15 protein-coding genes are annotated in these 21,508 nt (G+C 56.0%); 10 read left to right on the top strand and 5 right to left on the bottom strand.

The window, feature by feature from the left end:
* Nucleotides 1-43 precede the first annotated feature (43 nt).
* The 3 genes from BFP95_RS19365 to BFP95_RS19355 form a co-directional block, all read right to left on the bottom strand.
* Entirely contained in the window at nucleotides 44-1,360 is a 1,317-nt protein-coding gene (locus BFP95_RS19365; RefSeq protein WP_065875012.1) for a nucleotide sugar dehydrogenase, read from the bottom strand.
* Between the two features lie 898 nt (nucleotides 1,361-2,258).
* Entirely contained in the window at nucleotides 2,259-3,038 is a 780-nt protein-coding gene (gene yaaA / locus BFP95_RS19360; protein ID WP_065875011.1) for a peroxide stress protein YaaA, read from the bottom strand.
* A gap of 135 nt (nucleotides 3,039-3,173) precedes the next feature.
* Complete coding sequence (locus BFP95_RS19355) at nucleotides 3,174-4,082, bottom strand: hypothetical protein (RefSeq protein ID WP_065875010.1); 909 nt, start codon at nucleotides 4,080-4,082, stop codon at nucleotides 3,174-3,176.
* A 199-nt stretch (nucleotides 4,083-4,281) separates the two neighbouring features.
* Between BFP95_RS19355 and BFP95_RS19350 the strand changes: the two genes are divergently transcribed.
* The 7 genes from BFP95_RS19350 (at nucleotide 4,282) to BFP95_RS19310 (ending at nucleotide 15,469) form a co-directional block, all read left to right on the top strand.
* Nucleotides 4,282-5,406 carry a polysaccharide deacetylase family protein gene (locus BFP95_RS19350; RefSeq protein ID WP_065875009.1) on the top strand — a complete coding sequence of 375 codons (1,125 nt, stop codon included), beginning with the start codon at nucleotides 4,282-4,284 and terminating at the stop codon, nucleotides 5,404-5,406.
* 339 nt (nucleotides 5,407-5,745) lie between these two features.
* Nucleotides 5,746-7,140: a PhoH family protein gene (locus BFP95_RS19345; RefSeq protein WP_065875008.1), complete on the top strand. Its 1,395-nt coding sequence runs from the start codon at nucleotides 5,746-5,748 to the stop codon at nucleotides 7,138-7,140.
* An 88-nt stretch (nucleotides 7,141-7,228) separates the two neighbouring features.
* Nucleotides 7,229-7,702: a cyclic pyranopterin monophosphate synthase MoaC gene (gene moaC / locus BFP95_RS19340; protein ID WP_016978208.1), complete on the top strand. Its 474-nt coding sequence runs from the start codon at nucleotides 7,229-7,231 to the stop codon at nucleotides 7,700-7,702.
* Nucleotides 7,699-7,941 carry a molybdopterin converting factor subunit 1 gene (gene moaD, locus BFP95_RS19335; RefSeq protein ID WP_049709886.1) on the top strand — a complete coding sequence of 81 codons (243 nt, stop codon included), beginning with the start codon at nucleotides 7,699-7,701 and terminating at the stop codon, nucleotides 7,939-7,941. The genes moaC and moaD overlap by 4 nt, the downstream gene beginning before the upstream one ends.
* A gap of 2 nt (nucleotides 7,942-7,943) precedes the next feature.
* Nucleotides 7,944-8,396: a molybdopterin synthase catalytic subunit MoaE gene (gene moaE, locus BFP95_RS19330; protein WP_065875007.1), complete on the top strand. Its 453-nt coding sequence runs from the start codon at nucleotides 7,944-7,946 to the stop codon at nucleotides 8,394-8,396.
* A gap of 208 nt (nucleotides 8,397-8,604) precedes the next feature.
* On the top strand, nucleotides 8,605-10,578 hold the full coding sequence (locus tag BFP95_RS29580; RefSeq protein WP_139114600.1) for a hypothetical protein: 1,974 nt from the start codon (nucleotides 8,605-8,607) through the stop codon (nucleotides 10,576-10,578).
* Between the two features lie 76 nt (nucleotides 10,579-10,654).
* Nucleotides 10,655-15,469, top strand: coding sequence for an RHS repeat domain-containing protein (locus tag BFP95_RS19310; protein WP_065879582.1), 4,815 nt, complete (start codon nucleotides 10,655-10,657; stop codon nucleotides 15,467-15,469).
* 86 nt (nucleotides 15,470-15,555) lie between these two features.
* On the opposite strand, the gene rhlB is transcribed toward BFP95_RS19310, so the two are convergent.
* Together rhlB and BFP95_RS19300 are read right to left on the bottom strand one after the other, a co-directional pair.
* A complete protein-coding gene (gene rhlB, locus BFP95_RS19305; protein WP_175402971.1) occupies nucleotides 15,556-17,016 on the bottom strand; it encodes an ATP-dependent RNA helicase RhlB in 1,461 nt (486 codons plus the stop codon).
* Nucleotides 17,017-17,112: 96 nt separating this feature from the next.
* Nucleotides 17,113-17,769, bottom strand: a complete 657-nt coding sequence (locus tag BFP95_RS19300; protein WP_065910574.1) for an alpha/beta hydrolase — start codon at nucleotides 17,767-17,769, stop codon at nucleotides 17,113-17,115.
* Nucleotides 17,770-18,114: 345 nt separating this feature from the next.
* Between BFP95_RS19300 and BFP95_RS19295 the strand changes: the two genes are divergently transcribed.
* From BFP95_RS19295 to BFP95_RS19285, 3 genes are all read left to right on the top strand, one after another.
* Nucleotides 18,115-19,146: an amino acid ABC transporter substrate-binding protein gene (locus BFP95_RS19295; RefSeq protein WP_065875000.1), complete on the top strand. Its 1,032-nt coding sequence runs from the start codon at nucleotides 18,115-18,117 to the stop codon at nucleotides 19,144-19,146.
* 72 nt (nucleotides 19,147-19,218) lie between these two features.
* On the top strand, nucleotides 19,219-20,400 hold the full coding sequence (locus tag BFP95_RS19290) for an amino acid ABC transporter permease (RefSeq protein WP_065874999.1): 1,182 nt from the start codon (nucleotides 19,219-19,221) through the stop codon (nucleotides 20,398-20,400).
* 10 nt (nucleotides 20,401-20,410) lie between these two features.
* Nucleotides 20,411-21,508, top strand: coding sequence for an amino acid ABC transporter permease (locus BFP95_RS19285; RefSeq protein WP_065910573.1), 1,098 nt, complete (start codon nucleotides 20,411-20,413; stop codon nucleotides 21,506-21,508).

Below are 21,508 nucleotides of genomic sequence, written 5' to 3'. Positions count from 1 at the left end.
GCTGGGGATTAGTACGCTTGCAGCCCGGAACTGGCCGTTGCTGTTACCAGCAAATGCCTTCGGTACGACCGGTCGTGCTGGTGGCCTTGGACATGAAGCCCACCAGGTCGATCACTTGCTTACCGTGCGGTGCGTTCTGCGCCAGGGCACGGAACTTCTCATCGCGGTTGCCCAGGATGATCACGTCGGAGTTGTTGATCACGTCGTCGAAGTCCGAGTTGAGCAGGGACGACACGTGCGGGATCTTGCCTTCGATGTAGTCTTTGTTCGCGCCGTGGACACGGGCGTACTCGACGTTGCTGTCGTAGATGCTCAGGTCATAACCCTTGCCGATCAGCATTTCTGCCAGCTCGACCAGCGGGCTTTCGCGCAGGTCATCGGTGCCGGCCTTGAAGCTCAGGCCCAGCAGCGCGACTTTGCGTTTGTCGTGGCTGGAAACGATGTCGAAGGCGTTCTGCACCTGGGACTCGTTGCTGCGCATCAGCGAGTTGAGCAGCGGCGCTTCCACGTCCAGGGTGCTGGCGCGGTAGGTGAGGGCACGCACGTCTTTTGGCAGGCACGAACCGCCGAAGGCGAAGCCTGGGCGCATGTAGTACTGGGACAGGTTGAGGGTCTTGTCCTGGCAGACCACTTCCATCACTTCGCGACCGTCGACGCCGACAGCCTTGGCGATGTTGCCGATCTCGTTGGCGAAGGTCACTTTGGTGGCGTGCCACACGTTGCAGGTGTACTTGATCATCTCGGCAACGGCGATGTCCTTGCGGATGATCGGTGCGTCGAGTTCTTCGTACAGCGACTGCAGGACATCGCCGGAGGCTTTGTCGAATTCGCCGATCACGGTCATCGGTGGCAGGTCGTAGTCAGCGATGGCGGTGGATTCACGCAGGAATTCCGGGTTGACTGCAACGCCGAAGTCCACACCGGCTTTTTTGCCAGAGCAGTCTTCGAGGATCGGGATCACCACGTTGGCTACGGTGCCTGGCAAGACGGTGCTACGCACGACCACAGTGTGGCGGGTGGCTTTGTCACGCAGGACCAGGCCGATCTCGCGGCATACCGCTTCGATGTAGTCGAGTTCCAGGTCGCCGTTCTTCTTGCTCGGCGTGCCGACGCAAATCATCGACAGGTCGGTATCGCGGATGGCTTCGGCGAAGTTGGTCGTGCCGCGCAGCCGGCCGGTTTCAATACCCTGGCTCAACAGTTCGCCCAGGCCTGGCTCAACAATCGGCGATTTGCCAGCGTTGATCAGGTCGATCTTATCCTTGGAGATATCTACGCCGACCACTTCGTGGCCACGTGCAGACAGGCAACCGGCACAGACTGCGCCAACGTAACCCAAACCAAATATGCTGATGCGCATCGCATTTACCTCATGTGTCATTGAAGACGGTGTTAATCATGCCAATAATTGGCCGGAGTTCATGTTTGCAAGCGTCACTGATGCCGCGAAAGTTAGGCGAATAGACGCCGACTTATCGCGTGCAGGCATGTTAAATAGCGAGTGACTAACTATTGCACTCAAGTTGTGCGCAACTTGGCCTTGTTATTGGGGCCTGCCCTGAAATGCAGCCAGCCTTCCTGGGAGAAGGGCGTGGCGCCAGTGCCACAAGATTTTGATATGGGTTTTTAGCCTTAAATATCAATGTCTTGGGTTGTATCACTGACCCATTAGGGTAAGCACAGCCTTGGCCTCATAGTTCGTGGCAAATCATCCTTGTCGCCGCTCGTAACTAAGCATTTGTAAAGTGACCACTCGGTCAAAGTTTAGTGTGACAACTTCGATACTCTCCATTGGTCGTCATGTAAGTCATCTCCTACAGAAACAGAGAATTTCGTTGCCGGTGGTATGAGCCGTGCGTTTTGACGAAGTTCCGGGCCGCTCATCCTGTTTCCCGAAATTTCTTGAAATATTAGGCAAGATGGCACTAGTACTATATTGATAGCACTTGCTATTTGGGCCAGTAGTTGTGGGGAGTTGGCGCGCAGGGATAGTTTTGTGCCATCACGCTTTTAAAAAAGTGGTGCCACTACGAAAAAAAATGACGAATGTCGAGTGAAAGAATTGTTAGACATGCTTCAGGATGTTTTTTGACGCCAAAAATATGACGAATCTTGATGGGCGTGCACCTAAAAATGTGGGAGCGGGCTTGCTCGCGAATGCGGTGGGTCAGTCAACTCATTCAGTGGCTGACATTGCGCATTTGCGAGCAAGCCCGCTCCCACATTTGGACCTCATTGTCTGATGAGGCGGTTACGCCTTATTGCGGTGCGTGATCGCGCAAAAACACCAGGTTATCCGGCTTCGACTGCTCTGCATTGAAGCGATACCCCTGCACATCAAACGCCTTGAGCTTTTCCGGGTCGTTGATGCGTTCTTCGATCACAAAGCGGCTCATCATGCCCCGTGCCTTCTTGGCGTAAAAGCTGATGATCTTGTACTGGCCGTTCTTCAGGTCCTTGAACTCGGTGTTGATGATCCTTGCGTTCAGGGCCGTGCGCTTGACCGCCGAGAAGTACTCGTTGGAGGCCAGGTTGAGCAGCACGTCGTCGCCTTGCTCAGCCAGCGCTTGGTTGAGCCACTCACTGATTCGTGTGCCCCAGAAGGCGTACAGGTCCTTGCCACGGGCGTTGGCCAGTTTGGTGCCCATTTCCAGGCGGTACGGCATCATCAGGTCCAGCGGGCGCAGCAAGCCATAGAGACCCGAGAGCATGCGCAGGTGGTCCTGGGCGTAGGTGAAATCGGCATCGCTGAAGGTTTCGGCATTCAGGCCGGTGTAGACGTCACCCTTGAACGCCAGCAGCGCCTGTTTGGCGTTGGCTTGGGTGAACGCTGGGGTCCAGCTGCCGAACCGGGCAGCGTTGAGGCCGCCGATCTTGTCGGAGACGTGCATCAATTCGCTGATTTGCGCCGGGCTGAGGGTGCGCAATTGCTCGATCAGTTCCTGGGAGTGGTCCAGGTACTGCGGCTGGGTGAAGCGCTGGGTCACGGGCGCGGTCTCGAAATCGAGGGTCTTGGCGGGGGAAATCACCATCAGCATGAAGTTGGCTCCTGTAATCGTGGGAGGGATTCTAGGGGCTTGGGCGTTTTGACTCCACCTATGATGGCGATAGGTATGCACTCGTTACGCGCCTAGGGGTTAAATGCGCTCGGGGTCAAGGCTCGTTCCACATTGTTAGGTTTGCACGTAAAAGTAATGGGGGTGAGCAACGATCAATTCTTCCTGGCTCGTCGTCTGGTTTGCCAGAAATGCGCCGAGGAAAAAAATGTACGTTTTGCTGGTCGGTACTCCTGGGTTGATGAGCTGCATTGCCAGCGATTGGCCAGCGACGCTGGCGCTCAGCATGGCAGCATTGATAATGACGATCTTTGGAGTTGCGTGCGCTTTTTGTTCTTTCAGGCGAATGTAAAAATCGCCATTGGAGAGTTTTCCCGACACCACGGAGGCCGTGTGTATTCTTGTCCCAACTGAATACATCGATTCTGTGTCTTGATAATCAAAGGGATAAAACGCTGAGGCGTAAGTGCCGCCGAGATTCCAGGGGGCTTCTAGCGGCTGGGTTTTTCTGACCTGCTGAGTCAATTTGAGCCACTCCTTCGCGAAGCGCTCAACCCGCTGGGACTGGCTTTTACTCGTGCCTGCGCCGGTCCGGGATCGGCCTTGGGTCGAAGCGCTTGAAGGATTGATCTGGCTTGGAGAGATCGCGGTGGGGCCCCCGGAGCCAGGAGAGGTGCCGATAGGATCCACCCAAACAGCGGGGATATTGTTTTTATCCGGGTTGGCTCCTTGCGTTGGTGAAGCGTGCATAGGAGCCAGCTGCGGCTGTGAAGGTTTGCGATCGCAACCCGCTATGTGCTTTCCATGAAAATAGGATGAAGGCGTTATTTTTCGGCCAGGCTTGGAGGGCGAAATGATAGTAATGCGAACTTTAACCTTGCAGCGTGTGTTCGCGCACTCAACCTCCACTGCGCTATTGGCTTTGGCGGAGGTCGAGTAGTTCTTTTCGATGTCTTCAATGGAAACCAATTGCCCGACTTGCCCCAATGTCTGATGGCTCTTGGTCAGCCTTGCCTGCTCATGCATATTCAATATTCCTTTCGGTCTTTAGATGAATGCGGATCCCTTTGCGCACAGCTGGATACACACCGGCGCTCAATTGACTCTACCGGGCAAATGAGGTGCTGCGCCACTTTAGCGCCGACCCTATTCACGCTCCGGCATAGGCGTGGACGAGTGACTGATCGGCTATAGTGCCGGTCGACTCTGGAGAGGGAGACCCGTTGTGCGAATCGCGCTTTTTTTATCCGCTTGCCTGTTCTGCCTGAGCGCTCACGCCGCCCCGGTGGATGTGGCCAGCCTCGACCGTGGCACCTGGCCAGAAAAACTCGGCAGCCCGGCGCTGTTCGACGTCGCCTCGCGCGCGGAAATCCTGATGTTCGCCCATAGCCTGTTGGCCAGCGAGAATCAGGATGAAAGCGCGCTCAAACAGCGCCTTGGCCTGAAGATCATCAATCTGTCCGCCATCGACGACCTGCGTCGTCAGCTCTGGCAGCGCCTGCTGGAGAACTACACGCTTGCCCAAAGGAGCTGCGAGGAGGATGCCTCGTTCTGCTACCTGGTGGAAAACATGGACGACCTGCGCGAGCAGGCCGGCAAGTTCGAGGTCAGCAGCGATTCCTTCTATATAGGCTGGGCCGCCCCCAGTCATAGCTTCCATGAACGGTACCTGGACGAACTGCTGCGCAAGGCTGCGCTGTTTCCACAGATCAGCAGCGAAATCGCGCGGTTTGGCGACCATGAGCGTAATGGCGATGAATTCAACGACCGCCTGTTCCTGCTGACCTTCGACGGCGGCCCGGCCTCGGTCAGCGGTAACACCGACTGGCTCACCGACTACCTGCGCAAGCAAAAGATGAACGCCACGTTCTTCGCCCTCGGCAGCAGCCTGCAAACCCGTGTGGAGCGCAGTTCCGTTGCTGATGTGCAGGCGCTGTACCAGGGTCAGTGCGTGGGCACCCAGGGTTGGCAGTACCGTTCCCACAGTCATTGGGTGGATTGGCAGAGCTCCATCACCCGCAGTGCCTCACTGGCGCAAAACCTGATGCCGGAAAACTACGTGCCTCTCTTCCGTCCGCCCTACGGCCAGCGTCGTGCCGACAGCCAGGGTTTCTTTCAAGCCCAAGGCTTGCAGGTGGCATTGTGGGACATCGATTCCCAGGACGAGCCGGGCAAGCTCAAGGCCGATGAGTCGGCGCAACGGGTGCTGACGTTGATGCTGCTGTGGCGCAAAGGTGTGATTGTGTTTCACGACACCCAGGACAAAGCGCGGGTTGCTTTGCCCATCCTGCTACAGGCAACGGCGCAGAGTGGACTGGGTTGGCAGGACTGCCGAGAGGCGTTTCGCTGAAGTGCCCGGCCCTGTTGGGTGTGAGGCATTTTTGGAGTGATTTTGTACGATATTTCGATGCAGGCGGACTTCCGACTTTAACGGGGTACCTGTTACTCGGCTAGTGCTATTCGTCATCCTGAAAAATAAACTTCAAAAAAGCGTCAAAGTGCTTTTTCCTGTCATGGGTTTTGCGGTATTACGAAGTCAGATCGCCGAAACCTGCAACACAGGTGGCGTCTTCCAAGACTCCTCATGTGGGCACTGCGCTTGACGTCACTCAGGTGCAGTCGGTGGTCGAATCGAGGCGCAGCACCGCCCAGGTATTGCGTCGACTGGCTCCCACAAAGGTGACCGAGTATGGATGATCATGGACGTAACCCTTCTTCCGACCAGCCAATCCTTTATGTGCTTGATACCAACGTACTGATCCACGATCCGAACGCACTGCTTAACTTTGAAGAACACCACGTCGCCATCCCGATGATCGTGCTTGAGGAGCTCGACAAACTCAAAAGCGGGCACCACAGCGTTGCCGCCGAATGCCGCCAGGCCATCCGCCTGATCGACAAGACACTGGGCGAAGCATCGCCGGAGGATGTTGAAGTCGGCGTACCGATCCAGCGTGGCAAAAGCGGGCCCAAGGGCTTGCTGTCGATTCTGATGAGCAAGCGCAGCGAGCCCAACAGCCTGCTGCCGGAAAATCTGAACGACAACAAAATCATCAACCAATTGATCGACCTGCACGCGCGCGACAAGGATCTGCGCCTGGTACTGGTGACCAAAGACATCAATATGCGCCTCAAGGCACGAGCGTGTGGGATCGCTGCCGAGGACTACAGCACTGACCAACTGGTCGACGACGTGTCGATGTTGTCGCGTGGCTATCACACGGTGCCCGGCTCCTTCTGGGACCTCGTCAGCAAGGTCGAAACCCGTCAGGACCATGGCCGCACCTGGCATCAGGTACAGCTGATCGACAACCTGCCGGCTGTACACATCAACGAATTCATCATCGACGAACAGGGCTTTGTAGGCTGGATCAAAGAAATCCAGGTCGACAAGCTGCTGATTCTCGACCTGCATCAGGAACCCCTGTTGCACCAGGAAGCCTGGGGCCTGAAACCGCGCGATATCTACCAGAGCCTGGCGCTGTACGCGCTGCTCGACCCGGACATCCACCTGGTCAACCTGACGGGGGCTGCCGGTTCCGGTAAAACCATCCTTGCCTTGGCTGCCGCCATCGAGCAGACCATGGTGACCAAGCGCTATCGCCGCATCATCGCCACCCGCAGCGTGCAGGGCCTGGACCAGGAAATCGGTTTCCTGCCCGGCACCGAGGCGGAAAAAATGGAACCGTGGCTGGGGGCGATCACCGACAACCTCGAAGCCTTGCACATGGATGACGAAAACACCCATGGCAGCGTCGACTACATCCTCAGCAAAGTGCCGTTGCAGTTCAAATCCCTCAACTACATCCGAGGTCGCAGCTTCCAGCAGAGCCTGATTTTGATCGATGAATGCCAGAACCTGACCCCGCACCAGATGAAAACCATCATCACCCGTGCCGGTGCCGGTTCCAAAGTGGTGTGCCTGGGCAACCTGGCACAGATCGACACCCCTTACCTGTCCGCGACCAGCTCCGGGCTGACGTACCTGACGGAACGCTTCAAAGACTTCCCCAACGGCGTGCACATTGCGCTGCAAGGGGTGCCCCGTTCGATTCTGGCCGAATACGCCGAATCTCACTTGTAAATGCGGTCAGTGTGGGAGGGCACTTGCCCCTCCCACATTTTGATCGGCGATAGGTTTACAATCGGTGCTCCTGATCAGGAGTATCCCTGTGCTGACCCATCTCGATTCCCAAGGTCGCGCCCATATGGTCGACGTCACCGACAAGTCCGTGACGTTCCGTGAGGCGGTGGCCGAAGCGCGCGTGCGCATGCTGCCCGAGACCCTGAAAATGATTGTCGACGGCGCCCATCCCAAGGGCGACGTATTTGCCGTGGCCCGCATTGCCGGGATCCAGGCTGCGAAAAAAACCAGTGATCTCATCCCTCTGTGCCACCCGCTGATGTTGACGGGCGTCAAGGTCGAACTGAGCGCCGATGGCGTGGACGCTGTGCATATCCTGGCGCGCTGCAAACTCTCCGGCCAGACCGGTGTAGAGATGGAAGCGTTGACCGCTGCCAGCGTCGCGGCATTGACGATCTACGACATGTGCAAGGCCGTGGACCGTGGCATGACCATCGAAAGCATTCGCCTGCTGGAAAAGCTCGGCGGTAAAAGCGGGCACTTCAAGGCGGACCAGGCATGAGCATCAACGTATTGTTTTTTGCGCGTTACGCCGAAGCAGTGGGCTTTGACTCGCTGGAGGTGGAGGGCGATTTCGCCACTGTCGATGCGGTGCGTCTAGCGTTGGCCAGTGACCCGGAGTTTGCCGTACTCAACGAGACCAGCCTGATGTGTGCGCGCAACGAAGAGTTGTGCGGCCTCGATGAGCCAGTGCAGGCAGGTGACGAAGTAGCATTCTTTCCACCCGTGACCGGAGGCTGATCATGGCCATTCGTGTGCAGGCCCAGGCGTTCGATCCGGGTTTTGAGGTGAATGCCATGCACGCAGCCAATGTGGGCGTGGGCGGGGTGGTGAGTTTTGTGGGCTATGTCCGCGACTTCAACGACGGCCTGGACGTGGCAGGGATGTTCCTGGAGCACTACCCCGGCATGACCGAAAAGGCCCTGGCCAAGATCGCAGTCGAAGCTGAGCAGCGCTGGCCGTTGCTCAAGCTGGAAGTGCTGCATCGTATTGGCGCGCTGGAGCCGGGTGAGCCGATTGTGTTTGTTGCAGCCGCCAGTGCCCATCGGCAGGCGGCGTTTGATGCCTGTGCGTTTGTGATGGACTACCTGAAGACGCGGGCGCCGTTCTGGAAGAAAGAGAACACCAGTGAGGGGCCGCGTTGGGTGGAAGGGCGGGAAAGCGATTGTGCGGCTGCACATCGTTGGAACGTGTGAGAGTTTTCATGGCTTTTTGAAGCGCAAAACTTCATGACTATTTCTATTTGTTCTTATTAACTGTTACTTCTGACAGTTGTCATCACCTTGGTGAAAGACTTTTAATCGACCGTATGGTGCGGTGGCTTATAGCGGTTAAAGAAATTTATAATAAGTTTGTCGAGCCTGTAATTTTCTTATTTTTCATAATTTCTATAAGGAATTTGACATGGCTCAGACCGAAGATTCTATTCGCCTTTCTCATTTTACAATCAGAGGCTCTGGCGATGAAAGTTCGCGTTGCTCGGTATATGCCAATGGTAACCATCAGTGCGAGCTAATTATCGAAGTGATTAAAGAGGCTCAGGATGGGAACGGAGTGTGGCATGAAACTGAATTGTCGGAGTCTGAGCGTGCCAGTGTAACGGTCATCCAGTGTTTCGCTGATAAGATTCAACCACTCGCGTCGGGATGGTCGTGTGATAAGAAGAGAAATCAATATGATCTTGGCCTGCAAAAAAATAAAACAGGGCAGGGCAAGGCTAGAAAAAATGAAACTTCGATCTGCGGTGTAGGTTCTAAAAAAGAGTATGTGCGGCGTTTTATGCGTTGCGCCCCAACTGATAGTTATGCACCTATCACCCTTGTGGCCAAGGTTGAATTTGATGGCCAAGTTTATACGTCGGCAGGCTGTGCAGGCGATGAGGAAGATTCGTCGGTAGTCGTTAAGCCGATCCGTCCATTCGTCATTAAAGCTGAGGATCTCTCTGAATCTGCAGATGCTGCGTATGTAGACGCCAGATGTACCATTCAATGTTCCTATTGGACGCCTCCAAGCCCAATGTATTTTACTCGGAATTTAGGGCTTGGACGGTCTGTTGAATTTTCTGAAGAGGGAGAGCTGTTCCAAACATCGTTCTTACATGAGGAAGCATACAACTTGGGGTGGAAGGCTGGCGTTGTCAGGGGGGGGGACTATTCCGGTCTGCAGCTGCATTTGAGTGATATTCATCATGGTTTCTACCATCCATGGAAAAATCCGCTAGTACGATTTCATGAGCGTCCGACGATCATGCGTGCTCTCCACGTGAGTGATGATATGCCAATTCTTCGCGAAGACACTCGCAGTGCATGGACATTGATTGATAATGTCGGGACGACACAAAAATACCGTTTATCGAAATCATCTGGCGGTTTTGGGATGCGGGTGGAGGACTATGAGGAGATCGCTGAAACTAACGTCAAAGTCTTCAAGATTTTTTTCCCTAGTGGGCAGCCCAATAGTAATGAGCTCTATACCAATAATCGCCATCAATGCAAAGTTTTGATTGAAGTCGTCAAAGAAGAAACTCTCGATGGGAGCATCTGGGTGGAAAAACCCCTGACGAATGAGGAGAAAAAAAGCGCAACGATCACCTTTTATTCATCAGATAAGTTTGCCCCACTCCCGACGGGGTGGTCTGTTGACACAGATAAAAACATCTTCGATACGGGAATTCGCAGCCTGGATGCCGAGAACTCTGTGTGTGATGATAGTGGGTATACAGTTACCAATGATCCTAGAGCTGAAATAATTGAGCGATATATGCGCGTTGCGCCAGGCATCCCATTAGAATCAATCAGATTTATGGCGAGAATAATTGTAGGTGGCGTGGTTTATACAACTTACGGGTACGTGGGTAATTCATTTATCACTCTTTCACCTGTCAGGCCTTATGTTATTCGGGTTGGTGAGTTAACTGTGAATCGCTATGATGTTTTTAATGGCGCAGTCTCTACTGATTTAGATATGTATTATGTGCGTCCGTCAATGGGCGGTGTCGAGTTTCTGATGAACAAAGGGTTGGACACCCCTCTGTCGTTGCCTAGTGAAGGGTTAAAATTTCAGTCGTGTTACGCTCATGATGGGGGTGCTTTAGGGCGCTCTAGAAAAATTGGTGTGCTGTTAGGTGATGATGTTAATGCCGTCGTTCGATTTGGTGATATTGCGAATGATGGATTAGTGGATCCAAATATTATAATAAAAGCGGATCATCATAATACAGTAATGCGTATTGCGAGAGTGACAAGGCCTTCGATTTCGTTCGGTAGCGGAGACACAAAAACGCCATTGCGGCTGATCGATAATTACGGATGTGAGCAGGCGTATTATATTAATCAGAGTGAGGACGGTAATACCGCCTACTTTACCGATTATAACTAGTGCTTAGGAACCTTGAGTCTTGTTGTTATTGATGAGGCGGCGTTCAATTTCAAATGCTGACTTGAGGTGCGTCCGTATGAATGTTTACTCGAATGCGTTTTGCTTTGGCTCTTATTTGGCCGGTTCTGTCGATGACCGCACATTGCAATACACGTCTAAGGTTCAATTGGCAACCTTATATCCAAACGGCCCTTTAGAAGTGTCTAAGGATGTCACGCTGTCATTTTCAATGCTGAACACTCAGCCTTCAAGGTACGGTATTGGTTGGCGAATCAGTAATACCGAGTTTGATGTTGACAACCTTACGCTCACGCTACTCACGGGTGAGCGCTATAAAACCCAGAGCCTGCCGTCAGTAGGGGGCACGCTTGCATTCACAGATCGTAAGTTAAGGGATTTGGTGGTCAAGCGGCCGGCTGCGGACACGCTACATGTAGTTTATAAGGATGGAACCGTCGAGGTTTTGAAAAAGCATGGCAGTACCGTGCCCTATCGTATAAATACCATTCAGTTTGAAAATGGCGAGAGCTTGAGCTTTCGATATGCTTTGGGTGAACACCTCGATCGCATCCTTAATCAGAAGGGCGAGGAACTTGTGGTGTTGACCTATTCCCAGAGCTGGATACTGTCGACGGTCGATACCCTTGTCGGCGGCGGGCGTTACGCACGCGTCCGATTTTCATATGCCAACGAGTATTTAACCGGTGTCACCGTTCCCTATGATCGCAGTGGTCCGCCCGGGTCTGCTGCTTACACGTTCGCCTATACCGTGTTCCGCAATGGCTTGAGTGCTATCGAGAGTGTAAAGCGGCCTATGGGGGGGGAGGAACGCATTGTCTACAGCGAAAATACCCTTGCCTACGGTAACAACCAATACATTCCCAGCGTCGACACGTGGGTGCAGATTCCTGGCGCCAATCAGCCGCGCATGATCAGAAAATATAGCTACAGTCCGGGCAGCAACTTCTCCGGATACCCTTTTTCAGGTGGTTTCCAGGAGGGCGAGGACAACTTGTTGAAGGTGGCGGGGGCTTACGTTTATTGGTCGGAGGAAACCCGCATTGACGCAGCCGACAATGACAAGGTGCTGATGGTTACACGTACGACCTACAACAAATTTCACCTGCAGACCGAAAAAACGGTGCGGCGCGATGGCACCATAAGCAAGACCAGCGTCATCTATAACGTGGTCGCGGGTCAGTTCTCTGATCAACCGGCCAATTACGCGATTCCGAAGACGGTTACCCAGCGCTATGAACGGGCGGGTAACCCTGCAAGGGAGGTGTCTGAGCATATCGAGACCGACGACTTTGGCAATGAGCTAAGTCTCACTGAAGTATCCGGCGTTCGCACCGAGTACAGCTACTACCCGATCACTGGTGAAGCTGCAAAATGCCCGGCCGACTCTCACAACCTCTTTCCTCGCTACGTGAAGCAAGAGCGCCTTTTTCCTGTGGGAGCCACGGTTGCTGCGCGAGTCACCGACTACACCCACACCCGCTTGCCGGCGACGGGCGCCAGTTACTTTGTCTTGCAGCAGTCCATCCTTCAGGCTGGGAGTTTCAGCCAGCAGCACACTTACTACAGCGCGCCTGCCGAGCTGGTAGGTCGGTTGGAAACATCCTCTTGCACCATTGCTGGACTGACGCTGGTCAGCAACTTCAGCTATACCATCGCGGGTGATCGTCTTATTGAAACGCGCCGACTGCTGGGCCGTGAAGGGCAATGGGTTGAGTCTCAACGCACACTATCGCTGGTCAACCGGCGCCAGGAATCAATGATCCGGGACGGTGGTTGTGCAGTGGCTCTAGCATTCGATGTCAATGGTCGACTGGTTGAGGAAGTGGTTTCTCCGGGCAAACCGCAGCAGGCTAAGCGTAACTATGCCTACCATTTTTCGACGCAGAGCAACGCTGCTCATCTGATCACCACAGATGCCCAAGGTCGCCAGGTCGTCACAAGGTTTGATGGGCTTGGCCGCCAGGTTTCCGATAATCAACTGATGGCGGGACCGCTGGAACGCGCTATCGGAACACGGACTTACGATGCGCTTGGGCAACTCATTGAACAGGTCGATTTCGATTATGTGACCGACGGCCAGCGTGTGCTGAAGACGGTCTATTCCTACAATGGTTGGGGCAACCCCAGCAGCGTAACCGGTCCCGATGGCCGCGTTCTGATTGATGAATACGATCCGCAGTTGAATCTCAAGGTTGAGGGCGTTGAGGGTGGTGAACGTCTGAAAACTTATTTCAATGAGCATAGTCAGCCGGTGAAGGTGGAGCGACTTGATGCCAGCAATAACGGCGTAGAAGTAGAGTCGCGCACCTATGATGGCCTGGGCCGATGCCTGCTGGTGAAGGATATCAATGGCACTTCGAGTGAGTTCACCTATGACACCTTCGGCCGGCTGTTGACCGTTCTTCAAAAGCCTGTGGACGGCACCCCGCAACGGTTGCGCAAAATTGACTACGCGCCGGGTACCAGCAGCGAAACGGTCAGCGCACTCTTGATCGACGGCAAACAGTTGGGCACACGCAGTTATGACAGCCTGGGGCGCATGACCAGCCAGAGTCGTGGCACGGGGCAAGCCTCTACATGGGAGTATGAGGCAGGGTGGATGGCGCCCGTTGCGATGGTATCCCCTCGTGGTGCTCGTCAAAGCATTACTTATGACAAAGAGCTGGATGTGCAAACCAAGGTGGAGATGACGGGGCTCCCGGTAAGTACCTACAAGCATGATTATGTTGCGGGAACACTGACGCGCACGGAGACCAATGGCCTGATCCATGAGTATGTTCATGATGAGAACGGCCATCTCGAGAAGGAGACTCAAAACATCAATGGCACTTCGTTGACTGCCCTCTACAGCTATTCCCCTGGCGGTCGACTGCTGCATCAAACGGCCGCTGATGGTCAGGTTAGTCGGCTTGATTATGACGAGCGCGGTCGGTTTACCAAGATAGTCACGGGCAGTATGGTCGTTGAGCAGAGCTATGATACGTTGGGTCGGCCACAGAACCTGACCACTGCCTATGGCAGCACTGAAGTCGTAACCATGCTGTCTTACGATGGGCTGGGGCGTGAGTCCTCACGCCGTTTTGAGCAGAACGGCGCGCTGCTGCAAGTGATCACCAGCACATACGATGCCAACAGTATGCTGGCGACACGGGTTCTGACGGATGCGAGCTCACAAGTGGTGACCGATGAGAAATTTACCTACGATGCCTTCCTGAGGCTCAAGACTTATCGCTGTGAGGGTCGCGAACAGCCTAAGGACCAGTTGGGGCGTGGCGTCGTAGGGCAGGTTTTCAGTTTTGATAGCCTTAATAACATTACCCAGGTAATCACCTCCTTTACCGACGGTACGCAAGATACGTGCGTGCGCTTTTTCACCGGCACCGACCCTACCTGTTTGACCCGGCTCACTCACACTCTCCCAGTGCAGGATGTCACTCTGACTTATGATGCGGCGGGCAACTTGCAGGTCGGAGCCTCAGGCCAGACCTATACCTATAACAGTTTTGATCAACTGACTGGAGTACGGGCCAATGCCCTCCAGTACAGCTATGAGTACGATGCCGAATCACGCCAGGTACTTGCTTCCAGGGGCAACGAACCTCCTGTGAAGCTGATGTACGTGGAAGACCGCCTTGATACCGTGGTGGAAGGCAATAAAAAAATCCGTTTTGCCGACGGAGGGGATCAGGTGTTGGCGCGCAGCGGCGGTGTGGATGGGCCACAACTGCACACTAACGATGCATCAGGTAGCGTGCGCGGCATATCGGCTCCGGGGCTTGCGCATGTGCGGCGACATTACACGCCCTATGGCGATGCGCAAGTTGTACCGAATGACGGAAAGACTCGCACCATGGCAGACCTGCAACTGCCAGCGTTCAATGGTCATCGACTGGATGCGTCGTGCAACCTCTATATTTTGGGCAACGGCCAGCGCGTCTACGATCCTAGTCTGCTGGTTTTTCTGCAGGTTGATCCGCTTGCTCCATTCGATGAGGGTGGATTCAATAGCTACGCGTATTGTGCGTGTAATCCAATCAACTTGATGGACCCCAGCGGTTTGTGGCCGAGCTGGCTGAAGTGGGTTCTGACCGGGACGGCATTAGCCCTGTCGATAGTAACGGTAGGATTTGCGACGCCCGGGTTGATGGCGGCTGCGGCTGCCTATACGGCGGCGGCGACGGCGGCAGGTTTAGCAGCGGCTTCGGGTGGCGCAGCGGCAGTTGCTGCGACAGCCTCCGCCGCTACGGCGGCGATGGTAGTTGCCTCCAAATCGGCAGTTTTTATCGCTTCTGCATTGGGCGTAGTGGGTGGAACCTTGAGTACTGCGGCGCTTGGCATTGCAGAGGTTGACAGAATGACGGGGTGGGACCGTTCCCACCATATTCGCAACCTGGGGTGGGCCTCTTTAGGGTTTTCCATTGCTTCATGGACGGCCAGTATTGGGGGAGCCTATACATCGGCAAACCTGGCTTACAACGCGGCAGCGAAAGCCGGGACTGCCAAAGACTTCGTCAAGTACGCTGGCTTTTTTGATACCCCGCTTGGAAGCGGTCTGCAGGCGGCGGGCAAACGCATGGTGGGCTTGACCTACAAGTTCACCGACAAACAGGGCGTTACTACCTTCAGCAAGGTTTATGGCGTCACGCGCTTTGCTTTGAGAACGACCAATTTTGGCCGAGCGATAGAGGCCAGAAGCAAAGCGGCGTCACCGGCTTCTGAGTCAGGCCCGACGGGGCCGGGTTCGAACGCTTCGGCACAGCCACAGGCCGCTGGCAGTCTTTTTTTTGATATGCCAACGAGCAGTGCAGGTTACTTTCAGGCATTCAGAGACGAGGAGTCGCGCATTCGCCAACCATCCTGGTGGAATTGATATCGGTAGGACGGTGGCGCGGGACGTGTTTGATGCAACAAATTTGAGAGCGGGCGGGCCCGCTCACTTTTTTAATCGCGTTGCGCTTAAGGCCGCTTACGTTCCACCGCCCGCAGCAAATGCGTCGACGGCGTCTCACAGCTGATCTTGCGGCCCAGCAACGTCTCAATCGACGGCAACTGGTACGAGTCATCCTCACCCGCAAAACTGATCGACACCCCCGCCGCCCCGGCACGGCCGGTACGGCCGATGCGGTGCACGTAGTCGTCCGGCACTTCCGGCAGGGTGAAGTTGATCACGTGGCTGATGCCGTCGATGTGAATCCCGCGCCCGGCCACGTCGGTGGCCACCAGCACGCGAATCTTGCCTTCGCGAAAGCCTTCCAATGTCTTGATGCGCTTATGCTGCGGCACGTCGCCCGACAGCTGCGCGGCGTTGACGCCGTCACGCACCAGGCGCTCTTCGATGCGGCGTACTTCATCCTTGCGGTTGGCGAACACCATCACCCGCTCCCAACCGTTATCGTTGATCAGGTTGTAGAGCAGCTTGTACTTGTCGGCGCCGGCCACGGCGTAGATGTGTTGCTCGACGTTTTCGCTGGCGACGTTGAGCGCTTCGATCTCAACGATGGACGGGTCGGTAGTCCACTGCTTGGCGAGGTTCATCACGTCTTCGGTGAAGGTCGCGGAGAACAGCAGGGTCTGGCGCTCGGCCTTCGGTGGAGTTTGGCGAATGATCTGGCGCACTTGCGGGATAAAGCCCATGTCGAGCATGCGGTCGGCTTCGTCCAGCACCATCACTTCGACCATGTCCAGGTGCACGTCGCCGCGCTGGTTGAAGTCGAGCAGGCGGCCCGGCGTGGCTACCAGGATGTCGCAGTGACGGGCTTCGAGGTGCTTGAGCTGCTTGTCGAAGTCCATGCCACCGACGAATGTCATGACGTTGAGGCCGGTGTACTTGGTCAGGTCGGCGGCGTCCTTGGCGATCTGTACCACCAGCTCCCGGGTCGGGGCGATGATCAGCGCGCGCGGTTCACCCATGTAGCGTTCTTTCGGCGGCGGCGTCTGCAGCAGTTGGGTGATGATCGAAATCAGGAACGCGGCGGTCTTGCCGGTACCGGTCTGGGCGCGGCCGATGGCGTCCTTGCCCGCCAGGGTAAAGCCCAGCACCTGCGCCTGGATCGGCGTGCAGTACGGGAAACCCAGGTCCTGGATGGCGTGCATCAGTTCCGGGGCCAGTTTGAAATCGTGGAAGCGGGTCTTGCCTTCCTGGGGTTCGACGACGAAGTCTTCGAGCTTCCAGGGGATGACGACCGGCTTTGGTGCGCGTTCGCGGCGAGGCTTTGGAGCCACTGGCGCGGGAGCGGCTGCCGCCGGTGTTGCCTGTTCAGGCGGTGTCACCTTCGGCTGGGCAACGGGTGCTGTCCGGCCGGGTTGTTCACCGTCGTTGCGGCTGCCGGTAATAGAGACAGGAGCACTGGAATCAGGCGCGAGCGGCTCAGCCTCGCTTTTGCCGAACATCTTCTTGAGTGCTTTGAGCACGGTGATCTCATTAATTGGTTAAGGAATGTACGCCGGCCAGTGTAATGCAAGAATCGGGCGCGGCGTAGTGCGTCTGTCATACGGCTACATAAACGCCGGGTTTCAGCCCAGGCGCGCGGTCAGCCAGGCGCCGATATCGTGTATCTCCTGGGGTAACACTTCGTGGCCCATTGGGTATTCCTGCCATGTCACGGTGACACCACGGCTCTTCAGGTGCTCATACGCCGTGCGCCCCATGGCGTTCTGTACCACTTCATCGTACTGGCCGTGCAGACACAGCGTTGGAATGCGCTGCTGGCTGGCGGATAACTCCAGCTCATCGCCGAATGTCGGTGCGTAGGTTGATAGGGCAATAACGCCGCCCAGTGGGCCTTCCCAATTCAGGAACGCGGTATGAAAGACCACGGCGCCGCCCTGGGAAAACCCGGCGAGGAAAATCCGCGACGCGTCTATTCCGGTTCTCTTCTGCGCTTCGATCAAATCCGTGACCATTTTTGCCGACACCTCCAGCTCTTCCAGGCTGATCGAGCGGGCCGGGCTCATGGCCTTGATGTCGTACCAACTGGGCATCTCATAGCCGCCGTTGATCGTCACCGGACGGGTCGGTGCCTGGGGCAAAACGAAGCGGGTCGTCAGCAAGCTTTCCTGTAACGCCTCGGCCACCGGCAGGAAGTCGTAGCGATCGGCACCCAGGCCATGCAACCAGATTACGCAGGCGTCTGCGGGCTTGGCGGGCTGAAGAATCAAGGGTTCGGTCATGTCTGCTCCATTAATGTGCGCGCGCTCCGATTAAGTGCAACGGAACGGTGCGCGACGAGTTGATCTGTTAAGAAGATGTCGCACGGTTGAATCTTTTGCTATTGACCGTGGGCTGAATCGGCTCAGCCGGCACTCTGGTACGGGCCTTGCTATGTGTTGGACGATGTCAGCGCTATCTCAGGACGGTAACACTATCAGTGACTGCCGCTTATGGGATAGCAACTGGATTGACCGCAACAACCTCATGCCGCTTGACCCCAAAAAAAGCCAACACGGGTCGATATCGCCTCATAAGGGTGCGCTGAGGTTCGAGCTCCGACACAACAAGAGCAACTGGAGGTTTGAATGAAGGTATTGAAATCCACCCTGGCCATCGTTTCCGCGGCGGCTGTACTGGGTGTCAGTGGTTTCGCCCAAGCTGGCGCCACGCTGGACGCCGTGCAGAAGAAAGGCTTTGTGCAATGTGGCGTGAGTGACGGTCTGCCGGGTTTCTCGGTACCGGATGCCAGCGGCAAGATCCTGGGGATTGACGCTGATGTGTGCCGCGCTGTGGCCGCTGCCGTTTTCGGTGACGCGACCAAGGTCAAATTCAGCCAGTTGAACGCCAAGGAGCGTTTCACCGCGCTTCAATCGGGCGAAGTCGACATTCTGTCCCGTAATACCACCATGACCAGCTCCCGCGACGCCGGCATGGGCCTGAAATTCCCAGGCTTCATCACGTACTACGACGGCATCGGCTTCCTGGTAAACAACAAGCTGGGCGTTAAAAGTGCCAAGGAACTGGACGGTGCAACCATCTGTATCCAGGCCGGTACCACCACCGAGCTGAACGTTTCCGACTACTTCCGCGGCAACAACCTCAAATACACCCCGATCACCTTCGACACCTCCGATGAAAGCGCCAAGTCGCTGGAATCCGGTCGTTGCGACGTACTGACCTCCGACAAGTCCCAACTGTTCGCCCAGCGCAGCAAGCTGGCCGCACCGAAAGACTACGTGGTCCTGCCGGAAACCATTTCCAAGGAACCATTGGGCCCAGTCGTGCGTAACGGCGATGACGAGTGGCTGGCCATCGTGCGCTGGGTTGGCTACGCCATGCTCAACGCTGAAGAAGCCGGTATCACTTCGAAAAACGTTGAAGCTGAAGCCAAGTCCACCAAGAACCCGGACGTCGCTCGTCTGCTCGGTGCTGACGGCGAATACGGCAAAGACCTGAAAGTGAAGAAAGACTGGGTCGTACAGATCGTCAAGCAAGTCGGTAACTACGGCGAAGTGTTCGAGCGCAACCTCGGCAAGAGCACCCCGCTGGAAATCGACCGTGGCCTGAACGCGCTGTGGAACGCCGGCGGCATTCAATACGCACCACCTGTGCGCTGATCGCTGATGGTTCTGTCACCCGGTGGGCCAACCACCGGGTGATGTTCTGTTCCATTATTTCCGGGGCACTTCATGCAAAATCAAATCGGCGCACCAAAGCAGAAGCTCAGCTTCAGCGATCCCAAAGTGCGTGCGTGGCTCTTCCAGATCATCACGATTGTGGCGGTGGTCTCGCTGGGCTGGTACCTCTTCAACAATACCCAGACCAACCTTCAACACCGGGGCATTACCTCGGGTTTCGACTTTCTTGAACGCAGTGCCGGCTTCGGCATCGCGCAGCACCTGATCGACTACACCGAATCGGACAGTTATGCCCGGGTGTTTGTGATCGGTTTGCTCAACACCTTGCTGGTGACGTTTATCGGCGTGATCCTGGCGACGCTGCTGGGGTTCATCATCGGCGTCGCGCGGCTGTCGCCGAACTGGATGATCAACAAGCTGGCAACCGTGTATGTGGAAGTGTTCCGCAACATTCCGCCGCTGCTGCAAATCCTGTTCTGGTATTTCGCGGTGTTCCTGACCATGCCGGGGCCGCGTAACAGCCACAACTTCGGTGACACCTTCTTTGTCAGCAGCCGCGGCCTGAACATGCCGGCAGCGCTTGCAGCCGACGGTTTCTGGCCGTTTGTGGTCAGTGTGGTGGTGGCGATTGTCGCAATCGTGCTGATGGCTCGCTGGGCCAACAAGCGCTTTGAAGCGACGGGCGTACCGTTCCACAAATTCTGGGCGGGCCTGGCGCTGTTCATCGTGATTCCGGCGTTGTGCGCCTTGATCTTCGGCGCGCCGCTGCACTGGGAAATGCCTAAGCTGCAGGGCTTCAACTTTGTCGACGGTTGGGTACTCATCCCCGAACTGCTGGCACTGACCCTGGCGCTTACTGTTTATACGGCAGCGTTTATCGCCGAGATCGTGCGTTCGGGCATCAAGTCCGTCAGCCATGGCCAGACCGAAGCCGCGCGTTCCCTGGGCCTGCGCCCTGGGCCGACGCTGCGCAAGGTCATCATTCCGCAGGCCCTGCGGGTGATCATTCCGCCGCTGACCAGCCAATACCTCAACCTAGCGAAAAACTCTTCGCTGGCCGCCGGTATCGGTTACCCGGAAATGGTTTCGCTGTTTGCCGGCACGGTGCTCAACCAGACCGGCCAGGCCATCGAAGTTATTGCTATCACCATGAGCGTGTACCTGGCGATCAGCATCAGCATTTCCCTGCTGATGAACTGGTACAACAAGCGCATTGCGCTGATCGAGCGGTGAGGAAACGCCCATGAGTTCACATATTTTCAAACCTGATATGCCGCCGCCGAACAAAGTGTTCGGGCCGATGGCATGGATGCGCGCCAACCTGTTCTCCAGTTGGCTCAATACCTTGCTGACGCTGTTGGCGTTCTACCTGATCTACTTGGTGGTGCCGCCGATCCTGAGCTGGGCGATCATCGATGCCAACTGGGTCGGGACCACTCGCGCCGACTGCACCAAGGAGGGCGCCTGCTGGGTGTTTATCCAACAGCGCTTCGGGCAGTTCATGTATGGCTACTACCCCGGCGATCTGCGCTGGCGCGTAGACCTCACCGTGTGGCTGGCCATCGTTGGCGTGGCGCCGTTGTTCATCTCGCGTTTTCAACGCAAGGCGGTCTACGGCCTGAGCTTCCTGGTGCTGTACCCGATCATCGCGTTCTTCCTGCTGCACGGCGGTATCTTTGGCCTGACCAACGTGGCGACCAGCCAATGGGGCGGCCTGATGCTGACCCTGGTGATCGCCACCGTCGGCATTGCTGGCGCCTTGCCGCTGGGCATCATGCTGGCGCTGGGGCGGCGTTCGAACATGCCGGCGATTCGGGTGGTCTGCGTGACTTTCATCGAATTCTGGCGCGGCGTGCCGTTGATCACCGTGCTGTTCATGTCCTCGGTGATGCTGCCGTTGTTTCTTCCCGAAGGCATGGGCATCGACAAACTGCTGCGCGCATTGATCGGCGTGATCCTGTTCCAGTCGGCCTACGTGGCGGAAGTGGTGCGCGGTGGCTTGCAGGCGATTCCCAAAGGTCAGTACGAAGCGGCCGCAGCGATGGGCCTGGGCTATTGGCGTTCGATGGGCCTGGTGATTTTGCCGCAAGCCCTGAAGATGGTGATCCCTGGCATCGTTAACACCTTTATCGCGTTGTTCAAGGACACCAGCCTGGTGATCATCATCGGCCTGTTCGACCTGCTCAACAGCGTCAAGCAAGCCGCCGCCGACCCGAAATGGCTGGGCATGGCCACTGAAGGCTACGTGTTCGCGGCCCTGGTGTTCTGGATTTTCTGTTTTGGTATGTCGCGCTATTCCATTCATTTGGAACACAAGCTCGACACTGGCCACAAGCGTTAG

This window comes from Pseudomonas sp. 58 R 12, assembly GCF_900005865.1.
GTDB lineage: Bacteria > Pseudomonadota > Gammaproteobacteria > Pseudomonadales > Pseudomonadaceae > Aquipseudomonas > Aquipseudomonas tritici.
The sequence above is the reverse complement of the archived record's forward strand: the minus strand, read 5'-3'. Positions and strand labels throughout refer to the sequence as shown.